Consider the following 26,182-nt stretch of genomic DNA (forward strand, 5'->3'; position numbering starts at 1 on the left):
GATGCGGGCTGAGGCGCGACGCCGTCAGCGGGTTGCCGGGGCGTCGAGGTCGGTCGACCCGCCGGGGAAGAGCGACCATTCGAACTCGTGGAGCCGGCCGGGCCGGTCGTCCACGCCGAGAGCACGGTCGATGATGATGCGGGCCTGCCGCTCGTAGAAGTCGGTCGGGCCGACGGTGGTGAGCGTGGGGGCGATCAGCCGCGCGTCCGGGGTGTTGCCGACGCCGATCACCGCGACGTCGTGGGGCACGCGCAGACCCAGCATGTGGGCCGCGTTGATCGCCGCGATCGCCGCGAAGTCGGTGGTGGCGTAGATCGCGTCCGGCCGGTTCTCCCCGGAGAGGAGCCGCACGGCCGCCGCGAAGGCGCTGGCCTGCGTCTCGGCGTAGGTCTCGACCCAGCGCGGATCGACCTCGATGCCCGCCGCAGCCATCTTCTCGACGTACGGCGTGTACCGCGTGACCTGCGTCGACGCGAGGCGTACGGCGCCCTCCGCCGCGAGGCACCCGATCGCCGTGCGCCGCTCGAGGAGGTGGTCCATGGCGATCTCGCATCCGGGGATCGCGTCGGAGCGCACGACGTCGAACCCCTGCGGCTCGAGGTGCTCCGAGAAGACGACCAGCCGCTGACCGCGGCTCACCAGGTCGCGCAGCTTCTGCGTCGCCGCCTCGTCGAGGCCGACGCCGTCCAGGTAGGCGACGTCGCTCTCGACGCGGTCGAGAGCCGCATGCCAGTCGCCGTCCGCGAGGATCAGCGTCGTGAGGCCGTGTCTGTTCGCCTCGACGTTCACGGCATCCGCCACCGCCAGCGACCACGGGTCGCTCAGCATGTGCAGGGACAGCTGCACCATGCCGCTGCGACCGGTGCGGATGGCCCGCGCGGCGCTGTTGGGACGGTAGTTGAGCTCTTCGGCGGCGGCGAGCACCCTGGCGGCGGTCGCCTCGGCGGCGCCTGCCCCCGAGGCGCCCGCACGTCCGGACAGCACGTACGAGACCGTGGCCGTGGAGACCCCTGCGCGCTCCGCCACCATCCGCAGCGTGGGGCGGCGGGAGTCGTTCTTCGTGCGCGGCATCCGTCAGCCCTTCGATCCGCTGAACGCGATGCCCTGGATGAACTGCCGCTGCAGGATCATGAAGGTCACGAGCATGGGCAGGGTCGCCAGCAGCGAGCCGGCCATCAGCACGGGGTAGTCGGTGCCGTGGATGCCGACGAGCTGCGAGAGCCCCACCGACAGCGGCATCTTGGCCGGGTCGGTCGTCACGATCAACGGCCAGAGCAGATCGTTCCAGGACCACAGCACAGTGAACACCACGAGAGCGATGATGCCAGGCTTCGCGAGCGGAACCATGATCCGCCAGAAGGTCTGCCACGGATTCGCCCCGTCGATGCGCGCCGCCTCTTCGAGTTCGGCGGGCATCGACATGAAGAACTGGCGCATCAGGAAGGTGCCGAAGGCGCTGAAGATGCCGGGCACGATCAGCGCCTGCAGGGTGTTGAGCCAGCCGAGCGACTGGACGATCTCGTACTGCGGCAGCAGGTAGAGCTGCGAGGGGACCATCAGCACCGACAGGAACACGACGAACAGCGCGTTGCGACCGGGGAACGGGATGCGTGCGAACGCGTACCCCGCCATGGTGCACAGCACGACCTGTCCGACCGTGCGGCCGACCGTGAGGAGCACCGAGTTCAGGAACATCTGCGCGAACGGCATCGAGTCGAAGACCTCGGCGAAGTTCGTGAAGACCCACTCCCTCGGCAGGAACGACGGCGGAACCTGCACCGAGTCGGACAGCGTCTTGAACGAGGTCAGCAGCTGCCAGATGAACGGGAACACCATCAGCACGGCGCCGACGAGCAGCACGATGTGCACGGCCCAGAGGCCGGGGTTCTTCGGCTTCCCGACGCGGCCGCTCGCACGGCCGGCCGGTGCGCCGATGACGGCGCGGGTGTCGAGCGAGACGTCACTCATAGTGCACCCACCTCTTCTGCAGACGGAACTGGACGACCGTGAGCAGCAGGATGATCACGAGGAGCAGGAAGGCGATCGCTGCAGCGTACCCGCGGTCGTTGTCGAGGAAGCCCGCTTCGTAGAACAGGTAGACCACGGTGCGGGTGTTCGGCATCGCCGGGTTGCTGCGGCCGAGCATCATGTAGATGAGGTCGAACACCTGCAGCGCGCCGATCACGCTGATCACGCTGACGAAGAAGATCGACGGCGACAGCAGCGGGATCGTGATGGAGAAGAACTTGCGCACGGGTCCGGCCCCGTCGAGGTCGGCCGCCTCCATGATCGTGTCGGGGATGCCCTGCAGCCCCGCGAGGAAGATCACGATGTTGGTGCCGAGCCCCGCCCAGATGCCGACGACGGCGATCGCGACGAGGGCGGTGTTCGGGTCGGTGAGCCAGCTGCGGCCGTCGATGCCGATCGCTCCGAGCGCCGCGTTGAGCACTCCGTAGTCGCCGTTGTAGATCATGCGCCACACCAGCGCGATCGCGGCGGGCATCGTGACGACGGGGATGAAGTACAGCGTCCGGTAGGCGCTGCGCCCCTTGAGCCCGGTGGTGTTCAGCAGGGCCGCGATCGCGACGGCCAGGGGGATGCCGATGAGGGCGATGACCGTGTAGATCGCAGTGTTGCGGAGGGCGCCGATGAGCTCGGGGTCCTGGAAGAGACGGGCGTAGTTCTCGATGCCCACCCACTCCGAGCCCCCGAAGGGTCCCGACTTCGTGAACGAGATGATGAGGGTGCGCACGGTCGGCCACAGGTAGAAGACCGCGATGCCGAGGGCGGTCGGTCCGATGAAGACCAGCGCCCACCAGGGGGAGGCCCCGGGGTTGCGCCGTCGGCGGCGGATGCCGGGGCTGGGGACCGCCGGCATCCGCTCTTCCGACGTGCGCGCGTGGGGCGCGACGACGCTCATGCGCGGCTACTTCTGCTCTGCGTCCAGCGCGGCCTGCATCTTCGCGGCGAGGTCCTTGAGGCCGGCCGCGGGCGTCACGGCGCCCGACCAGACCTGCGACAGGATCTCGCTCTCGATGCTCGTCCACGCCGACGTGTTCTTCGAGACCGGGTAGGGCACCGCGGTGTCGAGGGCGTCGATGTAGACCTGCAGGTCGTACTGCGGCAGGGCGTCGACCCAGGCCTGCTGGGTGCCGTTGAATGCGGGGATCACGGTGCCGGTCTCGGCCTGGATCTTGGCGGCCTCTTCACCGGAGGCGAAGGCGGCGAACTCCTGGGCCTCCGCGAGGTGCGCGCTCTTCGCGTTGGCGACGTTGCCGACGCCGTGGATCACGCTCTGGTTGCCCTCGGGGCCCGCGGGGAGCGGTGCGACGTTCACCTTCGCGCCGATGTCCTTGTTGTCGGCGTAAGCGATCGCCGCCCAGGAGCCGTTCTGGAACATCGCGACCTTGCCGGAGAGGAAGAAGTCCTCGGGGTTCGTGTCGGTCATCTGCTGCGCCGTGGGAGACGACCCGGCCTCGATGAGGTCGGTCCAGAGCTCGATGCCCTTGAGCGCCTCGGGCGAGCCGTAGCCGCTCTTCGTGCCGTCGGCCGAGATGACCTCGCCGCCGGCCTGGGCGATCGAGTTGTAGTAGTTCTCCTGGCCGTACTGGCTGGCGGCGACGCCGTACTGGCCCTTGGACGGGTCGGTGAGCTTCGCGGCGGCGGCCGTGAAGTCGTCCCAGGTCCAGCCTGCGCTCGGGTACGCGACCCCGGCGGCGTCGAAGAGCTCCTTGTTGTACCAGAGGGCGACGGTGTCGAAGTCCTTCGGGGCGCCGTAGAGCTTGCCGTCGTAGGTGTAGAGGTCGATGAGGCCCTGCGGGTAGTCGGAGGCGTCGATGCCCGAGTCGTCGAGGGGGGCGAGCTGCCCGTTGGATGCGTACAGCTGGAAGTTCGGGCCGTTCATCCAGAACACGTCGGCCGCGGATCCGCCGGTCGCCGCGGTCTGGAGCTTGGTGAAGTACTCCTTGTACGGCGTGACCTGGATGTCGATCGTGACGTTCGGGTGCTCCTTGGTGAACGCCGTGGCGATCTCCTCCATCGCGGGCTTCTGGTTCTCGTCCCAGATGCCGTAGCTGAGGGTGATGTCGCCGCCCGACGATCCGGAGTCGCCCCCGGTCGAGGGCGAGCACGCGCTGAGCGCGAGGATGGCGGCCGCTGAGGCGGCGAGGGCGCCGACGGTGCGGCGGGGAAGGCGAGCCATGGTGTCTCCTTTGACGGTGCGTGGTGCTCGGGGGTTCGGGTTTCTGGACCCGGGCGAAGAGGTCTGTTAATCGATTAGCAGTTAAACGATTAGCAAGAATGTACCCGGTCACGCGTCACGAGCGCAACCATCAGTTGCAGGGGCCCCGTCCGCGGCATCCCCTCCTGCCGCCGACGCCTCACCCGGCAAGTGGGGCATCGAGCAGGGAGAGGAAGGACGGCAGCGCTAGAGGGCGGCGCCGAGGGCGAGTCCGAGAGCGGCGGCCAGGAGGCCGAGCAGCAGCATGCCGATCGCGTTCAGAGCGGATGCCGGGCGCTCGCCGTCGCGCCACAGCGCGACCGTGTCGAGCATCGCCGTGCTGAACGTCGTGTAGCCGCCGAGCAGACCCGCCCCGAGCAGGAACGCCTGGTCGGGGAGAGCCGAGATCACGAGCCCGAGGGCGAAGGAGCCGCTGAGGTTCACGACGAGAATGCCCCACGGGAAGCGGCGTCCGGCGAACCGGGCGACGCCGAGGTCGACGAGGTAGCGCAGCACCGCTCCGACCCCTCCGGCGAGCGCCGCGGCGGCGAACATCAGCGGGTTCATGCGGCGACCCCTGCGCGGGGTCGGCCCAGTCTGAGCCCGAGGGCGACCGCCGCGACGCCGAGCACGAGGGAGCCGGCCGCGTACGCGACGGCGGCGAGCGGAGCATCCGCCCAGAGCTGGACCGTGCCCGTCATGAACGCGCTGTACGTCGTGAAGCCGCCGAGCACGCCGGTGCCGAGGAGCAGCCGCAGATCGGTGGCGCGCGGCAGCCGCGCGGTGAGGATGCCGATCAGGAGCGCCCCGACGACGTTCGCGAGGAGCACCGGGAGCACACCGGCATCCGTCAGCAGGAGTCCGAGCGCGAGCCGTGCCGCCGTGCCCACGGTGCCGCCGAGGGCGACGAGGAACACGCGGCGGAGGTTCACCCGTGCAACTGTAGTCGCGCGGACCATGGCGCGTTTCGTCTCGTCGCTGCGCTCCTCGCTCAACGACCGGGGGATATGAACCCGCCGCCCGCTCAACGACCCGGCGGGACGCCCCGCGCTCAACGACCGGGGGCGCGCTCCTCGCTCAACGACCCGGCAGGGAGACACCCCGCGGGCCGTTGAGCGAGCGCAGCGAGACGACACGCGGTGCCGTCTCGCGGACCGGACTACAGGTTCGCCTCCGCGTAGACGCGCAGCGCGTCGCGGACGAACTCCGCGCCCTGGGTGCCACCGGCCGAGGTGGCGTAGTTGGCGCCGAAGCGCGGGTCGGCGACGTACATCTCACCGAGCCCGATCACGTACGCCTTCACGTCACCGCCGGGTACCGCCGCGGGGGTGCCGGGGATGCCGGTCAGCCACTCGACGTGGCGGCGCGCGACGTCCTGAGCCTCGGCGGATGCCGGGTCGGTGCCGCTCTCCGCGGCGGCGATCCAGTCGCGTCCGAGGTCGGACACGCGGCGCTGCCAGTCGGAGCGCTCGGCATCCGTCATCCCCCGCCACCAGCGGTCGCTGTCGGCGTAGGCCTTCTTGCCCCAGCGCTCCTCGACCTCGTCCTTGTACTGCGTGTGGTCGAAGCCGTCGAACATGTTCTCTGCCATCAGTTCTTCACCTCCTCTCAGTGCGTCGATGGTCGATTCGACCGACGCGATCTGCCGCGCCAGCCTGGCCTGCTCCTCGCGCAGCAGCGCGAGGTGCGTCTCGAGAGCGGACGCCTCGGCCCGCTCCTGGGCGAGCACCTGCGCGATCTGCGGCAGGCCGAGGCCGAGCTCGCGCAGCAGCAGGATGCGCTGCAGCCGCACGAGCGCCTGCTCGTCGTAGTGCCGGTACCCGTTGGACGCGATGCGCGACGGCGGCAGCAGCCCGATGTCGTCGTAGTGACGCAGCGTCCTGCTGGTGGTGCCGGCGAGACTCGCGATCTCCTGGATGGACCAGTCACGAGCGGTCATGTCGCCCTCCTTCCGTGTCGATGTCTCCACGATAGAAGTTGACGCAACGTCAATGTCAACCGCACTTCAGAACCGGGATGCCGGGATGTCACGCAGACAACCGAAGAACGTAACGTCTTCGACATGTCCTCGACCCGACGGGGTCGCTACGGTCGAGGAGTGACCACCACGCACCCGCTCGACCTCGCCCCCGCGCACACTCCGGACGCCTTCGCCCACGAGTTCCTGCTGAACCTGAACTTCGACCGGGGCGTGACCCTCGCCGAGTCGAGCGCGAACGACCGCTATCTCGCCCTCGCCCACACCGTGCGCGACTATCTGATGGCCCGATGGCTCGACGATCTCGCCCGTCAGAAGCAGACCCAGGCCAAGGGCGTCTGCTACCTCTCGGCCGAGTACCTGCTCGGCCGCCAGCTCGACAACAACCTCCTCGCCGGCGGACTCACCGACATCGCCGCGCAGGCCCTCGAGGGACTCGGCCTCAGCCTCGACGAGCTCCGCGGCCACGAGGTCGAGCCCGGTCTCGGCAACGGCGGTCTCGGCCGCCTCGCGGCCTGCTTCATCGACTCGCTGGCGACGCTCGGCGTGCCCAACATCGGCTACGGCATCCGCTACGAGTACGGTATCTTCCGGCAGACGTTCGTCGAGGGTCAGCAGGTGGAGCAGCCGGATGCCTGGCTCGCACTGGGCTCGCCGTGGGAGTTCGCCCGCCCTGAGGACGCGCAGACCGTCTCGTTCGGCGGACGCACCGAGAAGTACGACGACGGCGGCGTGACCCGCTCCCGCTGGATCCCCGCGTGGAACGTGCAGGCCGTGCCGTACAACTACATGGTCCCCGGCTTCGAGAACGGTCGCGTGAACACCCTCCGCCTGTGGAGCGCGGTCGCGACGAACGCCTTCGACCTGCGCATCTTCAACTCCGGCGACTACGAGGAGGCCGTGCGCGCGCAGACCTACGCCGCGAACATCTCGAAGGTGCTCTACCCCGAGGACTCCACCCCGCAGGGCAAGGAGCTGCGCCTGCAGCAGCAGTACTTCTTCGTGGCGGCATCCATCCACGACTTCCTCGACAACATGCTCGCCGAGGGCTACGACCTGAACCGGCTGCCCGAGCGCGTGATCTTCCAGCTCAACGACACCCACCCGGTGATCGCGGTGCCCGAGTTCATGCGCGTGCTGGTCGACGAGAAGAAGCTGGAGTGGGATGCCGCGTGGGCGATCACGCGGCAGTGCTTCGCGTACACGTGCCACACGCTGCTGCCGGAGGCGCTCGAGGTCTGGCCGGTCGAGCTGCTCGGCAGGCTCCTTCCTCGGCATCTGGAGATCATCTACCGCATCAACGAGGAGTTCCTGGATGCCGTGCGCGAGCGCTACGGCGACGACGAGCTCCGCATCCGCAACATGTCGATCATCGCGGAGCATCCGGTCAGGTCGGTGCGGATGGCGTACCTCGCCACGGTCGCCGGAGCACGAGTGAACGGCGTCGCCGAACTGCACTCGCAGCTGCTGCGCGACAAGGTCCTCTCCGACTTCAGCGACTTCTACCCCGAGAAGTTCACGAATGTCACCAACGGCGTCACGCCGCGGCGGTTCCTCCGGCTCGCGAACCCCTCGCTCTCCTCGCTCATCACCGAGACGATCGGCGAAGGGTGGGTGACCGATCTGGAGCGCCTCCGGGAGTTGGAGCCCTTCGCCGACGACGCGTCGTTCCTCGCACGGTTCGCCGAGGTCAAGGCGGCGAACAAGAGGCGCCTGGGCGAGGTGCTGCGTGAGCGCGACAGCGTCGACGTGAGCGACGGGCACATGCTCGACGTCATGGTGAAGCGCCTGCACGAGTACAAGCGGCAGATGCTCAAGGTGCTGCACATCGTGTCGCAGTACGAAGGGGTGGTCTCGGGGCGGCTCTCGGCATCCGACCTGCAGCCGCGCACCGTGATCTTCGGGGCGAAGGCGGCGCCGGGGTACGCGATGGCGAAGCGCATCATCCATCTGATCAACGCCGTGGGCTCCGTCGTGAACGCCGACCCGCGCCTCGACGACCGCCTGAAGGTGATCTTCCCGCCGAACTACAACGTCACCCTCGCCGAGCGGGTGATCCCCGCAGCCGACCTGTCGGAGCAGATCTCCCTCGCCGGCAAGGAGGCCTCCGGCACCGGCAACATGAAGTTCGCGCTCAACGGCGCGCTCACGATCGGCACCGACGACGGTGCGAACGTCGAGATCCGCGAGCTGGTGGGCGATGACGACTTCTTCCTGTTCGGCATGAGCGAGCCCGAGGTGTCGGCGCTGTCCGACCGCGGCTATCGGCCGAGCGAGTTCTACCAGGCCGACGAGGGGCTGCGCAGGGCGATCGACCTGATCGCCTCCGGAGCGTTCTCGCGCGGAGACCGCTCGGTGTTCGAGCCCGTCGTCTCCAACCTCCTCTACGAGGACCGCTTCATGGTGCTGGCCGACTACGCCTCCTACATGACGGCGCAGGAGCGGGTGGATGCCGCGTACCGCGACGCCGACGGATGGAACCGCTCCGCCGTGCTCAACGTCGCCCGCACCGGGTTCTTCTCGTCTGACCGCTCGATCCGCGACTACATCGACCGCATCTGGCACACGCCTCCCGTGATCTGAGTCCCGCACCCTCCTCCCTTTCTTCGCACGGGTTCCGGTCGCAAACCTGGTCGTGATTCCACTCGAATCCGAGCCAGGTTTGCGACCGGAATGTGCGTGTGGAGCCAGGTGTGCAACCGGAGCTTGACAGACTCGCGTTATATCGTGTTATTCTTCTTGGACGCGATATAACGCGATTCCGAACAAGGAGAAGCACATGACCGAGAAGTGGCTCATCGCCCCTGGCGAGGAACGCGTCATCGACATCGAGAACATCAGCCGACTGAAGATCGGGCTCGTCGGCGGGCAGGTCGACGTGATCGCCCACGACGAACCCGGCATCCGCATCGAGGTGCACGGCGTCACCATCAAGGACCTGCGCATCGAGTCCTCCGACGGCGAGGTCGAGATCGACCACCCGCAACTCGGCTGGGACAACTTCCTCGAGGTGTTCCGCAACTTCGGCTCCGGCGGCCCCAAGGCCGAGGTCAGCGTGGCGGTCCCCCGTGCGATCGCCCTCAACCTCGGCGTCGTCAGCGCGGGCGCCCTCGTCTCCGGCATCCGCAACGACGCCCGCCTCAACACCGTGTCGGGCGACATCATCGTCGACACCCTGATCGGCGACCTCACCGTGAACTCGGTCTCCGGAGACGTGCAGGTGCGCGGTCTGACCGGCTCGATCAACGCCAACAGCGTCTCGGGCGACGTCGCCGCCACGGGCACGATCCGCAAGGCGACGGTCGACAGCGTCTCCGGCGCGACCCTGATCGACGCCGCGGGAGATGTGAACTCGATCAACGTGAACACCGTGTCCGGCGGCACCACCGTGCGCCTCGACGAGTCGCTCGCCGCGAACTACGTGGTCCGCTCGATGAGCGGTCGGATCCTGATCGACGGCGTCGAGCGCGGGTCCTCCGGGCCCAGCAACTACACCGGCTCCACGGGCGAGCTCGCCGGCCGCTTCGTCGACCTCCGCGCCAACTCGGTGTCGGGCGGAGTCACCGTGCTGCGTCGCGCGACCGCGTCGATCGCGAACGACGAGGAGTGGGACTCGTGAGCCCCGCGGTCTTCTCCCACGGCGACCTGCGCCTGTACCTGCTGTCGCTCCTCGCGGAGTCCCCGCAGCACGGCTACGGCGTCATCCAGGCGCTGACGGATCGCACGGGGGGCACGTACACCCCGAGCGCCGGCACCATCTACCCGCGACTCGCGAAGCTCGAGGAGGAGGGCCTGGTCACCAAGACCGTCGACGGCCGCACCACGATCTACGCGATCACGGATGCCGGACGCGCCGAGCTCGCATCGCGCGAGGGCGACCTCGCCGGCATCGAGGCGGGTCTCACCGACTCCGTGCGGCTGATCGCGAACGAGGTGCGGCAGAGCGTGAAGGAGGCGATGAAGAGCCTCAGGGCCGACCTCGCCAGCGCCGAGCACGACGACCGCCAGGCGTCCAAGTCGCGCCCCCGCACGCCCATGGACGACGAGCGCATCCTCAGCCGCGAGGAGATGCACAGGGCGGATGCCGTCATCAACGCGTTCCGCGCACGGGTGCGCACCGACCTCCGCACGCACATCGCGAAGGGCGGGGCCCTTCCGGCATCCGTCGTCTCCGATCTCGAAGACGGCCTGGATGCCGCCGCGAAGGGCGTGACCTCCGCCCTCGCCGGCCTGGGGCGCTGAGCGTCAGCCCCCACACCGGTCGTCGAGCGAGCACAGCGACACGAGACGCGGATTCAGTCGTACGACTGGATCCGCGTCTCGTCTCGGTCGCTCAACGGCCGAAGCCGAGGCGGGCTACTCGACCCAGATCTCCTTCTGGTCGTCGGGCACCGGCTCTTCCAGCGGGACGACGAGCACCGAGCGGTGCTGCCGGTGCGCGAGCCGCGCGGCGACGGAACCGGTGAAGAACTCCCTGATCGACTCGCCGATCCCGCGCTTGCGGGTTCCGACGACGATGAGCTGGGCGTCGAGCTTGTTCGCGAGCTGCTTGATCGCGAGAGCCGGGTCGCCGACGAGCTGCCGCGCGGTCCAGGTCAGTCCCGTGCCGTCGAGTGCGGCGGAGGCGGTCGCCTGCACGGCCTCGAACTCGGCGGCTCCCGCTTCGAAGTTGATGTCGATCGGCGCCGAATGCACATAGCCGTCCGGGTCCTCGTAAGTGACGAAACGGGTCACGTCGACGTGCACGACCACGAGCGGAGCGCCGAGCAGACGCGAGTACTTGACGGCCTCATCGAGGACGTGCTGTGACTGTCCGGGCTGCAGCCCGACGATCACCGCCTTCTGCAGGGCCGCGTTCTGCACGGCTTCCTCTCGTGGAGCAGAGGTGTTGTCGGTCATGAGGATCGCTCCCTTCACCAGGCTGGCCTCGGCCAGAGGGTCTTACCCGCGTGCTATTCTGAATGCTACTCTTACCGGCTTCAGGCCGGTGTCCTGAAACGTGTCGGGCCCCGTGTAGCCCGCAGCTAACTCGTGAGGGGGTCTCGCGCATGGGCCGTGGCCGTCAAAAGGCGAAGCACACCAAAATCGCCCGCGAACTCAAGTCGTTCAGTCCGTCTGTGAATTACTCGGCACTGGAACGCGAGCTCGGGCACCCGAGCGACGACTCGGAACCCGAGTACGTCGACAAGTGGGCAGACGAGTATGCCGACGAAGACGAGGACGAGCTAGAAAAGGCCTGACCGCCTCAGCTCGTCGTCTCCCCCGTGCGTTGCGCGGGGGTTTCGTCGTGCCCGGACGCCGGAGCGGATGCCGTGATCTGCGGCACCCCCTCGCCGTCCGGCCCCGTTCGACCCCCCTCGCCGCCCGGCCCGTTCGCGCTGCTCATCGCTGCACACGCTGTCGACACTTCTGCCGCGCCTACAGACTTCAGCAGCGCAACTCGCAAACCGACCGCGCGTGCAGACTTCAGCAGCGCGACCCGCCAACCGACCGCGCGTGCGGACCTCCGCAGCGCGACCCGCGGCACCTGCCGAAGGCACAGCATCCAACGCTATGTCAGCGCTCCCTTCTGTGTCGAGGAGACCGCATATTTCGATTGCATTTCAGAGCTTGTGAACGCAAACATTTTCTGATTTGATGTGCAGAGTGATCGACGCCGCCCGCGGCGCCTGGCCCCCGCCCTGGGGCGATCCGCATGAACCTGACCTCAAAGAGGAGAACAGCATGGCACTCACCCCCCGCTTCACTCGCACCGCGGCGATCGTCGCGGTCGGTGCGGTCTCGGCCTTCGGCCTCGCGGCGTGCTCGTCCGGTGACACCGGCGGCGACGCATCCGGCGAGCCGATCACGATCGAGTACGTGCACCGCCTTCCCGACGGCGACGGCATGACCAAGGTCTCCGACATCGTGAAGCGCTGGAACGACGACCACCCCGACATCCAGGTCAAGGCCACGAAGTTCGACGGCAAGTCCAGCGACATGATCCTCAAGCTCGAGACCGACATCAAGGCCGGCAACGGCCCGTGCCTCGCACAGACCGGCTACTCCGAGGTCCCCCAGCTGTACGTCAAGGGCCTGCTGCAGGACGTCGCGTCCGAAGCCAAGAAGTACGAGGACAAGTTCTCCGCCGGCGCGTTCAGCGGCATGAAGGTCGGCGACGCGATCGTCGGACTCCCGCAGGACACCGGACCCCTCGTGTACTTCTACAACGAGACCGCGTTCGCGGCCCTCGGCCTGGAGGCCCCGAAGACCCTGGACGACCTGACCGCCGACTCGGCCACCGCCGCCGCCGCAGGCAAGTACGTCACCGCGTTCACCCCCGACGAGGCGCTGAACTGGCTCGCCGGGCAGTCCGCCGCCGCAGGCGACACCTGGTTCTCCACCTCGGGTGACAAGTGGAAGGTGGATGCCGAGGGCGAAGGCTCGCAGCGCGTCGCCGCGTTCTGGCAGGGCCTGCTCGACAACAAGCAGACCCTCGCGACCGAGCGCTGGGGCGAGGGCTTCACCGCCGCCCTCAACGACGGCAGCCTGATCGGCCACGTCGGCGCGGCCTGGGAGGCCGGCTTCCTGCTCGACTCGCTCGACGGCACCCCGGCCGAGGGACAGTGGCGCGTCGCGCAGCTCCCCGACTTCGGCGCAGGCGCGCTGAGCGGCCCCGACGGCGGCTCCGGCGTCTCGGTCATGAAGGGCTGCAAGAACCCCGCCGAGGCCATGGAGTTCAACGCCTGGCTCAACACCCAGGTCGACGACCTGGCCTCGCAGGGACTCGTCGTCGCCGCCAAGGGCAGCGTGAAGACCCCCGAGAAGATGCTGCGCCAGTTCGGCGGACAGGACGTCCTCGCCGAGCTCGCCACCGCGACCGAGAACCTCAACCCGGACTTCCCCTACGCTCCGGGCTTCTCGACCCTGTCGACGATGAACGAGACCGCGGCCGCGGCCGTCGCCGGCACCGCGAAGGTGGCCGACATCTTCACCACCGCCCAGGAGACGGCCGTCGCCTCACTGAAGGACCTCGGCCTCCCGGTCGCGGAATGACCCTCGGACAAGGCATCATCTGATGATCGACGGCGGAGTGCACACCACCACGGTGCACTCCGCCGTCGTCATGAAGCGAGAGGCGAAAGCATGGTCACCGTGACCGACAGCAGGGTCGTCCCGAAGACCCCGACCCCGGCATCCGCACCCGCACGACGGCGGCGCTCCGGCATCCGACGCGAAGGACTCACCGGCTGGCTGTTCATGCTGCCGTTCGCGATCCTGTTCGTCGTCGTGTTCCTGGTTCCGATCATCGTGTCGGTGCGCTCGGCCTTCTTCGCCCAGGTCCCCGCGGGCGACGGGCTCTACGGCGGCGGTGAGCTCGTCGACACCTTCGTGGGGCTCGACAACCTCGTCATGGCCGCGACGAACAGTGCGTTCTGGGCCGGCATGGGCAGGGTCGTGCTGTTCGCTGTGATCCAGATCCCCGTCATGATCATCGGCGCTCTCGCTCTCGCGTTGCTGCTGGACTCGTTCATCGTGCGGCGCCCCGCACTGTTCCGTCTCTCGTTCTTCCTCCCGTACGCGGTGCCTGGCATCATCGCCGCGATGATGTGGCTGTACCTCTACACACCCCAGGTCTCGCCGTTCCTGCCCTACCTCCCCGAGGGCACCGACCTGATGTCACCCCAGACGATCCTGTTCTCGATGGCGAACATGACGACCTGGACCTACATGGGCTACAACATGCTGATCTTCCTGTCGGCGCTGCAGGCCGTGCCGCGCGACCTGTACGAGGCGGCCCGTCTCGACGGCGCATCCGGGTTCCAGGTCGCGATGCGCATCAAGGTGCCGCTCGTGCGAGGAGCCGCACTGCTGGCCGTGCTGCTGTCGATCATCGGCACGATCCAGCTGTTCAACGAGCCGGTCATCATGGAGGCCGCGAACTCGTGGATGGGCAAGGACTTCACGCCGATGATGCTCACCTACAACTCGATGATGGGCGAGATCTCGCCGTCGGGCAGCGGCCCGGCATCCGCCTACTCCCTGCTCATGGCCCTGATCGCGGGCGTGCTCGCGATCGTCTACGCACTGCTGCAGCGCCGGAAGGGTGACGCCTGATGACCACCACACGACTCCTCACGGTCGCCCCGGCATCCGCTCGCCGAGCGCGCAAGCCGCAGGCTGCGGATGCTCCGCCCCCGTCGATCGCGCCCGGCCCCCTCGCGCGGACCTTCGGCATCATCGCGCTGGTCATCGCGACACTGTACTTCCTGGTGCCGGTGTACTGGCTCATCGTCGCGTCGACCAAGAACAACACCGACCTCACGTCGACCTTCGGCTTCTGGTTCGCCGACTGGAACCTCGGCACGAACTACGACAGCCTCATGGGCTGGACCCAGGGGCTGTTCTGGCGCTGGGTGGGCAACTCGCTGTTCTACTCGGTGAGCGCCGGCGTCATCGGCACCCTGTTCGCGGTGATGGCGGGCTACGCGATCGCGAAGTTCGCGTTCCCCGGCAAGCGGATCGCGGTCGGCGTCATCATGGCGGGGCTGCTGCTGCCTGTCGCCCTGCTCACTGTGCCGCTGTACATCGAGTTCCACTCGCTGGGGCTCACGAACACGGCCTGGGCGATCATCATCCCCTCGGCGGTCTCGCCGTTCGGCGTGTTCCTCGGCATGGTCTACGCGCAGTCGTCGGTGCCGACCGAGCTGCTCGAGGCCGCGCGCATCGACGGCGCAGGAGAGGCGCGCATCTTCTTCACGATCGTGCTGCGCCTGCTCGGGCCCGCGATGGTGACGATCTTCCTGTTCATCTTCGTGGCCACGTGGAACAACTTCCTGCTCCCGCTCATGATGATCTCCAGCGCCGACCTGAAGCCCGTCACCCTCGGTCTCTACGGCATGATGAGCTACTTCTCCCCCGACAAGGGCGCGGTCATGCTCGGCGCCCTGCTCGGCGTCATCCCGCTGATCATCCTGTTCTTCACCCTGCAGCGGTACTGGCGCTCCGGCCTCGCGGCCGGCGCCGTGAAGGGCTGAGCCCTCCCCACGTGCGTGGCGGGGAGACTCTCCCCTCATCCCCGCCACGCCGGTTCGGGAGGAGAAAGCGCGTTCGGGAGGAGAACGCACGTTCGGGAGGAGGACGCCCGTTCGGGAGGAGAAAGCCCGTTCGGGAGGAGCCTCCGCGCGGAATCCTCCTCCCGAGCGTGAGAACTCCTCCCGAGCGTGAGTTCTCCTTCCGAGCAGGAGTTCCCCTCCCCAGCAGGAGTTCCCCTCCCGACAGGAGCTCCCCTCCCGACAGGAGCTCCCCTCCCGACAGGAGCTCCCCTCCCGACAGGAGCTCCCCTCCCGACAGGAGCTCCCCACCCGACAGGAGCTCCCCACCCGACAGGAGCTCCCCTCCCGACAGGAGCTCCCCTCCCGAGCGTGAGCTCCCCTCCCGACAGGAGCTCCCCTCCCGACAGGAGCCGGATGCCGCGGCATCCGGCTCCTGCTAGAGTCGGGCCGTGGGAACAATATGCTCCGCGCCCGTGACGGGGCGCTTCTTCACCTTCCGCGACCGCCGCGCCTGACGGCGCGCTCGCATCCGCTCGATTGAGCGCGCCGTCCCTCCGAGACGTCATCACGCACCTCGGACGGGCGCTTCCGCATACCCGCGACCCGGCCTCTCCGTGGTGCTCCAGAACCTTTCCTTGGAGCGCTCCCATGCCTCGTTCCCTTCACGGCGGCCGCCATGAACTCGGCCAGAACTTCCTCGTCCACCGACCGACCATCGACACCGTCATCGCCCTCGTCGACGCGACCACCGGGCCCATCCTCGAGCTCGGGGCTGGTGACGGCGCCCTCACGCGCCACCTCGCGTCGACCCGCCGGCCGCTCACGGCGATCGACCTCGACGAGCACAGGGTGCGGCGCCTCGCCCGCGCCCTCCCGCACGTGCGCGTCATGCACGCCGATGCGCTGCGGCATCCGCTCGACGCGCCCGTCGTCGTCGGCAACGTCCCGTTCCACCTCACGACGCCGATCCTGCGGCGCCTGCTCTCGGAGCGCCGCTGGGATCACGCCGTGCTCGTCACCCAGTGGGAGGTCGCCCGCAAGCGCGCCGGCGTCGGAGGCGGGACGATGATGACGGCGCAGAGCGCACCGTGGTTCGAGTTCTCCCTGCGGGGGCGGGTGCCCAGCTGGGGATTCGCGCCGCGCCCCGGCGTCGACGGCGGCATCCTCACGATCACCCGTCGCGGATCGCCCCTCGTGCCGTACGCCGAGAGACGCGCGTACGAGAGGTTCGTCCGTGACGTGTTCACTGGGCGCGGCGTCGGTGTCGAGAGCATCGTCAGGCGGATCGCGCCGGTGAGTGCCACGACCGTTCAGCACGCCCTCGCCGCGGCGAAGGCGCCGCCTCGCGCACTACCCCGCGACCTGGCCGCCGCGCACTGGGCATCGCTGTGGGCGGCGGTGCGCGGCGCGCGATGACCGCCTCCTCGGCGCGGCGCGGTCCTGTGCGGTGCGGTGGATCAAAAGTGCATCCGCCGGGCCATCCCCAGCGGCATTTCTGATCCATCTTCGCGCGACGCGGGACGCGGGAGCGGGACGAGACGGGACGCGGCCCGGAGGACTCATCCTCCGGGCCGCGTCGTGCTGCGGGTCTGCGGGTCAGCTCAGCCGACGCCGCCTCGTCCACAGCACCGCACCGAGGGCCAGCAGAACCAGAGCGGATGCCGCCACGGCCGACCACAGCGAACCATCGGCTCCCGTCGTGGCGAGACCCGCTCCGGAGCCCGTGCCCGCACCGGGCGCGGCCGTGACCGCCAGCCCGGCCGATGCGAGCTCGACGCCCTCGGCATCCGTCGCGACGAGCGTGTGGGCGCCCGCCGGGGTGGAGGCGGGAACCGTGATCGACAGCACCGCCTCGCCGTCATCGGACACCGTCGCCTCGCCGACCTTGACCGGCTCGGAGTGCAGCCACAGCTGCACGAGCTGACCGGGCTCGAATCCGCCCAGCTGCACGGTCAGCGTGCCGCCGGAGCGCACCGTCCCGACCGACGGGGTGATCTTCGGGGCCTTGGCCGGCTTGGCCTTCTTGACCTTCAGCTCCGCGCTCGCGAGCTCGGCTCCTGAGCCGTCCTTCACGATGACGCGGTGCTTCCCGATCTCGGCATCCGCCGGGATGAGCAGCGGCGTGCGGAGGGCTCCGTCGGCGTCGACCGCGGCATCCGCGATCTTCACGCCGTCGAGCCAGAACGACACGGTCGAGGAGGGGGCGAAGCCGGTCAGGGCGGCCCCGACCGTCTCTCCCGCCCGCACCGAATCGGCGTCGAGAGCGAGCGCCGGGTCGGTCGCGGGGGTGCACTCGCCCAGGTCATCGGCCGGACGCGCCTTCGGGGCGTGGCCGTCCTTCGGCGCGGGCGTGCCGTAGATCGCCATCTCGGCGATCGCGGCGAACTGCGTGCCCGAGATCGACGAGGTCGCGGTGACCTTGACGTACCGTGCCGACACGGAGGCGAAGTCGACGTCCTGCCAGTCGGCGACGTTCTTCCACTCCCCCGCGGCGACGTCGGTGAACGTCGTGCCGTCGGTCGAGACCGCCACCTGGAAGCCCTTGATAGGGCCGTTCTGGTTGGCTCCGCGGCGCAGGTACGAGATGCCGTCGACCTGCTCGGCGCTGCCGAGGTCGAAGGTCACCACGTGCGGGTACGACGTGGCGTTCGCGCTCCAGCGGCTGTGCCAGAAGGTGCCGGCCTCGCCGTCGAGCATGTTCGCGGCCTTTCCGTCCTCGCCCTCGGTCTCCTCGGAGCTCGCGGATGCCGTGATCTGCGCGTTCGGGATGCGAGCACGCGACGCGACCGAGGTCTGCTGCACGGTCGACACGGTGCGCACGTCGCAGTCGACGAGGTACGTCGCCGAGATGCCGATGTCGACCGCGGAACCGGCCGCCGCGGCCGGAGCCGTGATCAGCCAGGTCGTCTCGACGCTCGCTCCGGGGGCGACCTCATCGAACAGGTTCGACGAGCCGTCGGCCACCTCGACCGTGTACCCCTCGGGCAGCGCGAGCTGCACGCCGATGTTCTCGGCGGTCAGCGCCTCACTGTTCGTGAAGGTCGTGGTGAACGTCGCCTGCGCTCCGGGGCTCAGCACCGCGGTGCCGCCGGAGACCGTCGCGCACGGCGTGCCGCCCGCGGTCGGTCCGAGGTCGGTGACCGTGAAGTCGTCGAGCACGAAGTCGACGTCGGGTCCGCCCGTGCGCTCGAGTCCGACCCAGGTGTAGTCGCCGCATCCGACGATCACGTCCTGGCTGAACGCCGTGGTCTCCAGCGCCTGGGCGATCGGCGTGCGGCTCAGCGTGGTCGAGGCGACCTCGCCGCCCGCGACGACATCCGTGCCGGTGAGCCAGCGGTAGGCGCCGCTCGCTCCCGCCTGGTAGTCGAAGCCGATGCGGTACGAGTGCCCGGCCTGCAGCGGCACGAGCGTGGGGTCGGTCCGGTAGACGATGCCGTTGTTCTCCGAGTGCGACATGAGCGAGTGCTCGCCGGTCAGGGTGGAGTCGACCGCGAGACCCGCGAGCGCGCCGCCGGGGGCGAACGGGGATGCCGTGTTGCGCCAGTCGCTGCTCGTGTACGGGTCGTGACGGCGGGAGATGCTCGTGCGGGGGTCGTCGATGCCGTTGGCGTCGCCCTTCACGAACGGACCCCAGCCGGCCTGGTTGCCCTCGAAGTCGTTCGAGTACACGGTGCCGGCGGCTGCGGGAGCCGTCGTGTCGGCCATGATGCGCGCGTTGTCGATGCGCACCTTCGCCCCGCCGGCGGCCGCGGAGACCGAGACGGTCACCTGCCCGGACGCGGGCGCGAGGAAGGATGCCGTGCCGCGCTGGTAGTGCTGCCCGGCCTTGGAGTCCGCCCGCATGTAGTTGTACGTCGGGGAGAGGTTCCAGGTGCGCTGCACGGCGCCGGCCCCGGTGTCGACCGCCACGGTGACGTCACGCGTGGCCGTCGGGTCGATCTGCACCTGCGCGGAGAACGAGTAGCGCTGGCCGGGGGTGAGCCCGGTCACGGTCTGGCTGATCGACGAGGCCGCCGCACCGAAGACCGCGATGTTGTCGCCGCGCGACTTGTTCTTGCCGGAGCCCTCGTTCGTGCGGGCCAGGGTCACATCGCCGCTCGGGTGCCAGACGTCGAGCGAACCGGAGTTGAAGCCGGGGTCGTCGAGGCCCGCGTCGTGGTAGGTCACCGCGGCGCGCTGCGCTCCGCCCTGAGGCACGACGACGTAGGCCACGCCCTTGTCGCCGCTGATCGTGAGCTTTCCTCCGACCGCGTTCACGGTGCCGACCTTGACGCGGCCCTGGTCGCCCAGAGTGAAGACGTCGAACGCGATGTTGCCGCTGAAGGCGTCGGTGAGGCCGAACGTCTTCTCGCCGCCCGATGCGGAGTAGAAGTACATCTTGTCTGCATCCACCGGGGATCCGGCATCCGCGTTGGAGGCCAGCGACTGCCACGGCAGCAGGTAGGAGTCGCCGCGGAGCACCGTGGCGCCGTCCATCGTGATGACGCGCGTGCTGCCGTCCATCGAGATCTTCACGTCGTCGGTCAGCGTCGCGGCCTGCCCGGCCGTGTAGCTGAGCAGATCGAAGTGCTGGATGAACTTCGTCGGCAGGCTCTGGGTCCAGACGTTGTCGATGAAGCCGTCCCAGTTCTGGTTGCCGACCCAGCCCTCGGCGTCGACCAGGCGCTGCTGGCCGAGGAGGGCGTCGTTGTTCCAGATGTCGGCCTGGCCGTTCTGGATGAAGCGCACCATCGTGGAGTTGATGCCCTTGTTGGTCACTCCGCCGTAGCTGAGGTCGTTGGGCCAGTGCGACCAGACCGTGTTGTCGACGAACTTGTCGCCCCACTCGGTCGCGACCTCGAGGCCCATGCCGTGCAGCTCGTCGGCGAGCTCCTCGGCGACCCAGCCGTTGGAGTAGTAGACGTCGATGTAGACGCCGCTGAGGCCGGGGACCTCGTCGCGCAGCTGCTGGAACCGGTCGAGCACGCGGCCCGAGCCGAGGTCGGCCTGCTGGTTGATGTAGTACGACTGGTCGAGCCAGTTCCAGCCCGGCTTGTAGGGTGCGGCGCCGTCGATGATGGCCGAGTCGAAGGCGTTCGCCTGCGGGTACATCTCGGTCGCGTTGACGTGCACGCTCATGTCGGCGTTGAGCTTCGCGCCCTCGTCGACCAGGTGGTTGAGGTCGCCCACGCCGCCGGCGCGCTCGTTGAAGTTGTCGCCGTAGTCGGTGTTGGCCGAGTCGTGGCCCTCGCTGCCGAAGCCCTTGTTGAGCACCCACTGCCCCAGGCCGTCGGTCTGGTTCGCGATGCGCTTGGTGTTGTCGAGCGTGAGGTCGAAGTAGTTGGTCGCGCTGGAGGCGAAGTTGAACGGGATGCGGCTGACGACGCGCTCCGCGACCCTGTCGGCCCCGAGGCGCGGGGTGTCGACCTCGCGGTAGCGGATGCCGGCGTCCTGCCAGTCGACCGCTCCGTCGCCGTTGCGGTCGCCCGCGAACAGCACGGTGACCTTCGGCAGCTCGTACGTGGTGACGCGGCCGTCGACCGCGGTCGTCGGGTGGATCAGCCACGTGTTCGAGCCGATCTCGGCCGTGCGCCCGTCGGCTTCGGTCACGCGGGTGAGGAGGCGGCTGTTCCACGAGGGGGTGCTGCCGGATGCCTGCGTGGTGGCGTTGGTGATGACGCTGCCGACGACCTCGCCGTTGCCGAGGAACGCGAAGGACGCGCCCTTCTGCCCCGTCGCCGTCGTGCCGCTCAGAGCGATGTGCTCGTCGGCGTTCTTCGTGCTGTCGGGGCTGATCACGGTGCGGTCGAGCACCGAGCCGGCATCCGATGCGCTGGTCGACAGGAACGCGTTGTCCGGCAGGCCGAGGGTCGTGACCGGCGCGGTGCCGTCGACGCCCGTGACCGCGAAGGAGACGGTGCCGTCAGCGGCGACGCGGATGCTGCTGCGCACCGTCACGTCGACACCGGTCAGGACCGAGACGTAGTCGATGCCGGATACCGTCGACGTCGCCGTGGTCGTCGAGGCGTAGGAGGTGCCGTTGACGGCCCACTTGCCGCCCGACGTGCGCTGGCCGCCGATGGACGAGCCGCCGACCGTGTACCCCAGGATCTGCGGGAAGGTCTTCGACACGGTGGCCGTGGTGCCGCCGTTCGCGATCTGCACGGTCTCTCCGGCCGGCGGGGTGCCGGGGTCGGTGACGATCGGCGGGAGCGCCTGGTCGGAGAGGACCTCGATCTCACCGGCGCCGCCGCCGTTGCCCGCGGGGTCCTGAGCGTCGAGCACGACGAGGGCGACGTAGCGCCCGGTCTTCGCCGTCGCGAGCTCGATGCGCTGCTTCTCGGTGTTGGCGGTGGGGGCGTGCAGGGTCGCCGTCCCCACGGCCGCACCCCACCCGCCGTCCTTCGGCGAGGTCGTCGCGACGGACGCGTCGTCTGTGACGTACACCTCGACGTTCTTCGCGTCGATGCGCTGGCCCTTCTTGCCCGAGTAGTCCAGCGCCTTCACGGAGATCGACCGCTGCAGGTCGATCGCCAGCCAGTGCGGAGCCGGGGCCGGGACCGTGTACCGCGAGACCCACTGCGTGGCGTAGTCGCCGTCGAAGGCCCCGAGGGCGGTGCCGTCGAGAGCAGGGGGCGCAGGGTACGCGTCCGACTCGCTGGACACCGCCGCCAGGCGGTACTCGGTCTTGGGGACGGGGATCAGGTCGGCTGCCTGTGCGGGAATCGCCTGCACGGCGACTCCGCCGAAGACGAGCACGCTGGTCAGCAGTGAGCTGACCGCGCGCGTCGCGCGGGGTGGTCGGGTTTGAGTCGACACGTCTTACCTCTCGAACGGGAGGTGCTCGGAGAGAAAGACGCTCCGATGCGCCAGGGTGGAGTCATCGCTCGCACGATGTTTGCGCAATCACTCTATGGGAGCAGGTATTGATATTTCAATACCTTCCAGGGAGGCGAGCGCAAACATTTACACGATCGACATCGGCCGCTCCGCACGTCGAGGCTCGCACGGCATCCATCGTTCGACGGAGAACGTCGTCAACCGTCCTCGCGATGTCACCGCTCTCCCGCCCCTGTGGAGTGGAGGACATGACCGACTCCTCCGCGCGCCAGCGCCTCTCCGACCGTCTGACCTCACGACGAGGGGCCTGGATCTCCCTGGGGCTCGTCCTCCTCTTCATGACCCTCCTCTTCGGCGCGTTCGGCTCGGCGAAGGCGCCGGGGGGCAACGCCCAGGCGCCCGCCGCATCGGAGTCGTCCGAGGCGGCGGCGCTCCTCGACCGGTTCCCTGACGCCGACCGGCAGTCGGTGCTGGTCGTCGCGTCGCGCGACGACGGACGCGCGCTCTCCGACACCGACATCGCCGATCTGGAGAGCCTCCTCCCGGTGCTCGAGCCGCACGCCGACGCCGAACCGAACGGCCCGATGGTGAGCGACGACGGCAAGGCCGCCGTGATCGCGACCCCGATCCTCGTCGGCGACACGAACGCGGAGACGGCGGAGACGATCGACGCCCTGCGCACCGCCATCGCCGGAGACGCGCCCGAAGGGATGAGCCTGCAGGTCACGGGAGGCCCGGCCTTCGGGGCCGACGTCGCCTCCTCGTTCGAGGGAGCCGATTTCACCCTCCTGCTCGTGACGATCCTCATCGTCGCCGTGCTGCTGATCGTCACCTACCGCTCGCCGGTGCTGTGGCTGATCCCGCTGGTCGTCGTCGCGCTCGCGGACGGCCTGGCCGGACGCATGACCGCGGCGGCGGCATCCCTGTGGGACCTGCAGTTCGACGCCGGCATCATCAGCGTGCTCGTGTTCGGCGCGGGGACGAACTACGCGCTGCTGCTCATCTCGCGCTACCGCGAGGAGCTCCTGCTCTCCGACGACCACCGGCAGGCGCTGAGCACCGCCTGGCGCAAGTCCGCCCCGGCGATCGTCGCCTCGAACGCGACCGTCGTGCTGGCGCTGCTGACCCTAGTGCTCGCGGTGATCCCCGGCACGCACGGCCTCGGCATCACCTCTGCGATCGGACTGCTGATCGCCCTCGGCTCTGTGCTGTTCCTGCTGCCGCCGCTGCTGGCCGTCTGCGGTCGCGGGGTGTTCTGGCCCTTCGTCCCTCGTCCAGGAGCGGCCGTCCGCCACGGCGGCGGCTGGCGACGAGCGGCGACGCAGGTCGTGCGGCGCCCCGTGGTGAGCCTCCTGTCGGGAGTCGCCCTGCTCGCGGTCATGGCGGCCGGCCTCTTCGGCACGGCGGTCGGGCTCGACCAGCTCGACAGGTTCCGCGTGCAGTCCGAGTCGGCGACGGGACTCGAGGTGGTCTCCGCGCACTTCGCGCCGGGAGAGGCCCAGCCGATCCTCATCGTCTCGCACAGCGACGGGGCCGACGCCGTCATCGCCGCGGCAGAGAACGTCGACGGCGTGGTGCGCGTGAACGCCGCAGGGACCACGGATGACGGCACACTGACGAAGATCAGGGTCATCAGCGAGTACGGCCCGAGCACCACGCAGAGCCTGGATCAGATCGCCGCACTGCGTGACGCGGTGCACGCCGTGGACGGCGCCGACGCGGTGGTCGGCGGTGCGGTGGCGACCGACCTCGACGCCAGGGAGGGCGGTCAGCGCGACCTCCTGCTCATCGCCCCGCTGGTGCTCGCCGTGAGCGTGGTGGTGCTGCTGATCCTCCTCCGCTCCGTCATCGCCCCCGTGCTGCTGCTCCTCGTGAACGTCGCGAGCGCCCTCGCCGCGATCGGCGCCGGAGCCTGGCTGAGCAGGGTGCTCTTCGGGCAGCCCGCGCTCGATCTGCAGGTGCCGCTCCTCGCGTTCCTGTTCCTCGTCGCTCTCGGCATCGACTACACGATCTTCCTCGTTCACCGCGCGCGCGCCGAGGCGTCCCTCCACGGCACCCGCGACGGCATGGTCGAGGCGATCGCCCACACCGGAGGCGTGATCACGAGCGCCGGGATCGTGCTCGCCGCCGTGTTCGCCGCCCTCGGCGTGCTGCCGCTCGTCACCCTCGGTCAGCTCGGCCTCATCGTGGGCGTCGGTGTGGTGGTCGACACGCTCGTCGTGCGGACCGTGATCGTCCCGGCGGTCTTCGCCCTCGTCGGTGACCGCATCTGGTGGCCGGGGCGGCCTGCGGTCAGGAGCCGATGAACTCCTCCGGCGGGCCGAACGACGGCTGCTCGCGGATCTCGACGGCCGCACCCAGGCCGTCGAGATCGAGCACCACGACCTCGTTGGCCCCCTCGCGCCAGAGCGGCGCCGGCGCGTACAGCGTCTCCTGCGGACCGATCTTCCAGTAGCGGCCGAGCAGGAAGCCGTTCAGCCACACCATGCCCTTCGAGCCGCCGGGGAAGGCGAGCCACGCGTCGAGAGGTTCGGCGACGTCGAGGCTGGCCACGGCCACTCCGTCGGCGGAGGGGGTTCCGGACGCGGCATCCGGAGCCCCCTGCGGCACGATGCGGTGCGTCCAGCCGTTCACGAAGCGGCGTCCGACCATGACGGAGCCCATGATGCCCTTGCCCTCGCCCGTGCGGGGGCCGTAGTTGATGCGGCCGAGGCTCTCGACGATGATCGTGAGCACGCCGCGACCTCCGGAGGCCGGAAGCGCGAGCGACGTCTGCGCATCGCGGTCGAGGGTGCCGAGCCGTGCGTCGTCGAGGAAGACCGTGGCCCGGTCGTGCAGCCCGTCGATCGTGAGCGTCGCATCCGCGGGGAACGACACGGGAGCCTCGTAGACGACCAGGCCGTCTTCGGCGCCGAGCTGTTCGAACGTGCGCGGCATCGGCGTCGAGCCTCCGGTCGTCGGAAGCGCGCGCACGACGTCGAGAAGAGAGCGCACGGGCACGAGCGGGGCGGATGCCGCGGCCTGGCGTCGCGGGTCCGCGGGGATCTCGGGCAGCTCGCCGTCGTGGAAGGGGGCGAGCATCGCGCGCAGCGCGTGGAACTTGTCGTTCAGCGTGCCGTCCTCGCCGATCGGAGCGTCGGAGTCGTAGCTGGTGACGGTCGGCTGCAGCACCCGGTCGTGGTTCGCGCCGTTCCACAGCCCGAAGTTCGTGCCGCCGTGGGCCATGTAGAGACTGACCGAGCCGCCCTCGGCGAGCAGGTCGCCCACGGTGCCGCCCATGCTGGCCGCGGAGCGGACGTGGTGCCGCTCGCCCCAGTGATCGAACCAGCCGCCCCAGAGCTCGCTGCACATCAGCGCCTCGTCGCCGCGGCGCAGCTCGACCGCCTTCGCCACACCTGTGCCGAAGGTGAAGGTCGTCATGGCTCCAGGGACGCTGCCGTGCTCGATCATGTCGGACGTGATGCCGTCGGCCGTCGTGAGCATCTCGACGATGCCGCGTGCGCGCAGCCCGTCGCGCAGGTGCACGAGGTGGGCCGCGTCGCTGCCGAAGGATCCGTACTCGTTCTCGATCTGCACCGCGACGATCGGCCCGCCGTGCGCCGCCTGCAGGGGGGCCAGTCGCGGGATGAGCTCGTCGTACCAGGCATCCACCGCCGCGAGGTACGCGGGGTCGCTGGTGCGCAGGGCGTCCACTCGGCCGGAGAGCCAGAACGGGATGCCGCCGTTCGACCACTCGGCGCAGATGTAGGGGCTGGGCCGCACGAACACGTCGAGGCCGATCTCGCCGGCGAGGCGGATGAAGCGCTCGATGTCGCGCCAGCCGTCGAACCGCGCATCGCCCTCGGTGCGCTCGTGGAAGTTCCAGGCGACGTAGGTGTCGACGGTGTTCGCGCCCATCGCCGCGAGTCGGAGGAGGCGGTCCTCCCACTGGTCGGGGTGGACGCGGAAGTAGTGGATCGCACCGGACAGGATGCGATGCGGCGCACCCCGGCGGATGAGCTCACCGGCGCGCCAGGACAGGGCGGGACCGGAGGAGGGTGCCGCGGGCGCCGGGTCGGCGAGAGTCGCGGTCGGGCCGTCGACAGCGGCGGCGAGAAGGTCGGACATAGCGCTCCAAAGACGAGTGTTTGC

Annotated in this window: 19 protein-coding genes; 9 read left to right on the top strand and 10 right to left on the bottom strand. The window is 69.2% G+C overall.

The window, feature by feature from the left end; all coding sequences use genetic code 11:
- Positions 1-24: 24 nt before the first annotated feature.
- From ACFVRO_RS01890 to ACFVRO_RS01920, 7 genes are all read right to left on the bottom strand, one after another.
- Positions 25-1,071: a LacI family DNA-binding transcriptional regulator gene (locus tag ACFVRO_RS01890; RefSeq protein ID WP_341940492.1), complete on the bottom strand. Its 1,047-nt coding sequence runs from the start codon at positions 1,069-1,071 to the stop codon at positions 25-27.
- Between the two features lie 3 nt (positions 1,072-1,074).
- Positions 1,075-1,968 (bottom strand): carbohydrate ABC transporter permease, encoded by an 894-nt coding sequence (locus ACFVRO_RS01895; RefSeq protein WP_219844632.1) that lies wholly within the window; start codon positions 1,966-1,968, stop codon positions 1,075-1,077.
- Positions 1,961-2,920 carry a sugar ABC transporter permease gene (locus ACFVRO_RS01900; RefSeq protein ID WP_341940493.1) on the bottom strand — a complete coding sequence of 320 codons (960 nt, stop codon included), beginning with the start codon at positions 2,918-2,920 and terminating at the stop codon, positions 1,961-1,963. The genes ACFVRO_RS01895 and ACFVRO_RS01900 overlap by 8 nt, the downstream gene beginning before the upstream one ends.
- A gap of 6 nt (positions 2,921-2,926) precedes the next feature.
- On the bottom strand, positions 2,927-4,201 hold the full coding sequence (locus ACFVRO_RS01905) for an ABC transporter substrate-binding protein (RefSeq protein WP_386948646.1): 1,275 nt from the start codon (positions 4,199-4,201) through the stop codon (positions 2,927-2,929).
- Positions 4,202-4,426: 225 nt separating this feature from the next.
- Positions 4,427-4,786, bottom strand: coding sequence for a fluoride efflux transporter FluC (locus tag ACFVRO_RS01910; protein WP_386948648.1), 360 nt, complete (start codon positions 4,784-4,786; stop codon positions 4,427-4,429).
- Complete coding sequence (locus ACFVRO_RS01915) at positions 4,783-5,151, bottom strand: CrcB family protein (protein ID WP_386948651.1); 369 nt, start codon at positions 5,149-5,151, stop codon at positions 4,783-4,785. Before ACFVRO_RS01915 ends, ACFVRO_RS01910 begins: the two co-directional genes overlap by 4 nt.
- 227 nt (positions 5,152-5,378) lie before the next feature.
- On the bottom strand, positions 5,379-6,158 hold the full coding sequence (locus ACFVRO_RS01920) for a MerR family transcriptional regulator (RefSeq protein WP_386948653.1): 780 nt from the start codon (positions 6,156-6,158) through the stop codon (positions 5,379-5,381).
- A gap of 123 nt (positions 6,159-6,281) precedes the next feature.
- Between ACFVRO_RS01920 and ACFVRO_RS01925 the strand changes: the two genes are divergently transcribed.
- The 3 genes from ACFVRO_RS01925 (at position 6,282) to ACFVRO_RS01935 (ending at position 10,439) form a co-directional block, all read left to right on the top strand.
- Complete coding sequence (locus ACFVRO_RS01925) at positions 6,282-8,780, top strand: glycogen/starch/alpha-glucan phosphorylase (protein WP_386948656.1); 2,499 nt, start codon at positions 6,282-6,284, stop codon at positions 8,778-8,780.
- 196 nt (positions 8,781-8,976) lie between these two features.
- Positions 8,977-9,816 (top strand): DUF4097 family beta strand repeat-containing protein, encoded by an 840-nt coding sequence (locus ACFVRO_RS01930; RefSeq protein WP_105676711.1) that lies wholly within the window; start codon positions 8,977-8,979, stop codon positions 9,814-9,816.
- Complete coding sequence (locus ACFVRO_RS01935; RefSeq protein WP_386948659.1) at positions 9,813-10,439, top strand: PadR family transcriptional regulator; 627 nt, start codon at positions 9,813-9,815, stop codon at positions 10,437-10,439. The genes ACFVRO_RS01930 and ACFVRO_RS01935 overlap by 4 nt, the downstream gene beginning before the upstream one ends.
- A 114-nt stretch (positions 10,440-10,553) precedes the next feature.
- Here the strand turns inward: ACFVRO_RS01935 and ACFVRO_RS01940 are convergent, their stop codons facing one another.
- Positions 10,554-11,096 carry a universal stress protein gene (locus tag ACFVRO_RS01940; protein WP_105676732.1) on the bottom strand — a complete coding sequence of 181 codons (543 nt, stop codon included), beginning with the start codon at positions 11,094-11,096 and terminating at the stop codon, positions 10,554-10,556.
- 149 nt (positions 11,097-11,245) lie between these two features.
- Between ACFVRO_RS01940 and ACFVRO_RS01945 the strand changes: the two genes are divergently transcribed.
- The 5 genes from ACFVRO_RS01945 (at position 11,246) to erm (ending at position 16,648) form a co-directional block, all read left to right on the top strand.
- A complete protein-coding gene (locus ACFVRO_RS01945) occupies positions 11,246-11,437 on the top strand; it encodes a DUF3073 domain-containing protein (RefSeq protein ID WP_045256918.1) in 192 nt (63 codons plus the stop codon).
- A 484-nt stretch (positions 11,438-11,921) separates the two neighbouring features.
- Entirely contained in the window at positions 11,922-13,232 is a 1,311-nt protein-coding gene (locus ACFVRO_RS01950) for an ABC transporter substrate-binding protein (RefSeq protein WP_105676710.1), read from the top strand.
- A gap of 90 nt (positions 13,233-13,322) precedes the next feature.
- Entirely contained in the window at positions 13,323-14,294 is a 972-nt protein-coding gene (locus ACFVRO_RS01955) for a carbohydrate ABC transporter permease (RefSeq protein ID WP_386948662.1), read from the top strand.
- On the top strand, positions 14,294-15,214 hold the full coding sequence (locus ACFVRO_RS01960) for a carbohydrate ABC transporter permease (protein ID WP_344013289.1): 921 nt from the start codon (positions 14,294-14,296) through the stop codon (positions 15,212-15,214). The genes ACFVRO_RS01955 and ACFVRO_RS01960 overlap by 1 nt, the downstream gene beginning before the upstream one ends.
- Before the next feature lie 666 nt (positions 15,215-15,880).
- Entirely contained in the window at positions 15,881-16,648 is a 768-nt protein-coding gene (erm, locus tag ACFVRO_RS01965) for a 23S ribosomal RNA methyltransferase Erm (RefSeq protein ID WP_386948665.1), read from the top strand.
- Between the two features lie 180 nt (positions 16,649-16,828).
- Here erm and ACFVRO_RS01970 read toward each other — a convergent pair whose 3' ends face one another.
- Entirely contained in the window at positions 16,829-22,030 is a 5,202-nt protein-coding gene (locus ACFVRO_RS01970) for an endo-alpha-N-acetylgalactosaminidase family protein (protein WP_386948668.1), read from the bottom strand.
- A 269-nt stretch (positions 22,031-22,299) separates the two neighbouring features.
- Here ACFVRO_RS01970 and ACFVRO_RS01975 point away from each other — a divergent pair, with 269 nt between their 5' ends.
- Positions 22,300-24,357 carry an MMPL family transporter gene (locus tag ACFVRO_RS01975; protein WP_386948671.1) on the top strand — a complete coding sequence of 686 codons (2,058 nt, stop codon included), beginning with the start codon at positions 22,300-22,302 and terminating at the stop codon, positions 24,355-24,357.
- On the opposite strand, the gene ACFVRO_RS01980 is transcribed toward ACFVRO_RS01975, so the two are convergent.
- Positions 24,344-26,158: a beta-galactosidase family protein gene (locus ACFVRO_RS01980; RefSeq protein WP_386948674.1), complete on the bottom strand. Its 1,815-nt coding sequence runs from the start codon at positions 26,156-26,158 to the stop codon at positions 24,344-24,346. The two genes, ACFVRO_RS01975 and ACFVRO_RS01980, sit on opposite strands and share 14 nt — an antisense overlap.
- Positions 26,159-26,182 lie beyond the last annotated feature (24 nt).

Origin of the sequence: Microbacterium sp. NPDC057944, assembly GCF_042887445.1 — a bacterium.
Classification (GTDB): Bacteria; Actinomycetota; Actinomycetes; order Actinomycetales; family Microbacteriaceae; genus Microbacterium; species Microbacterium natoriense.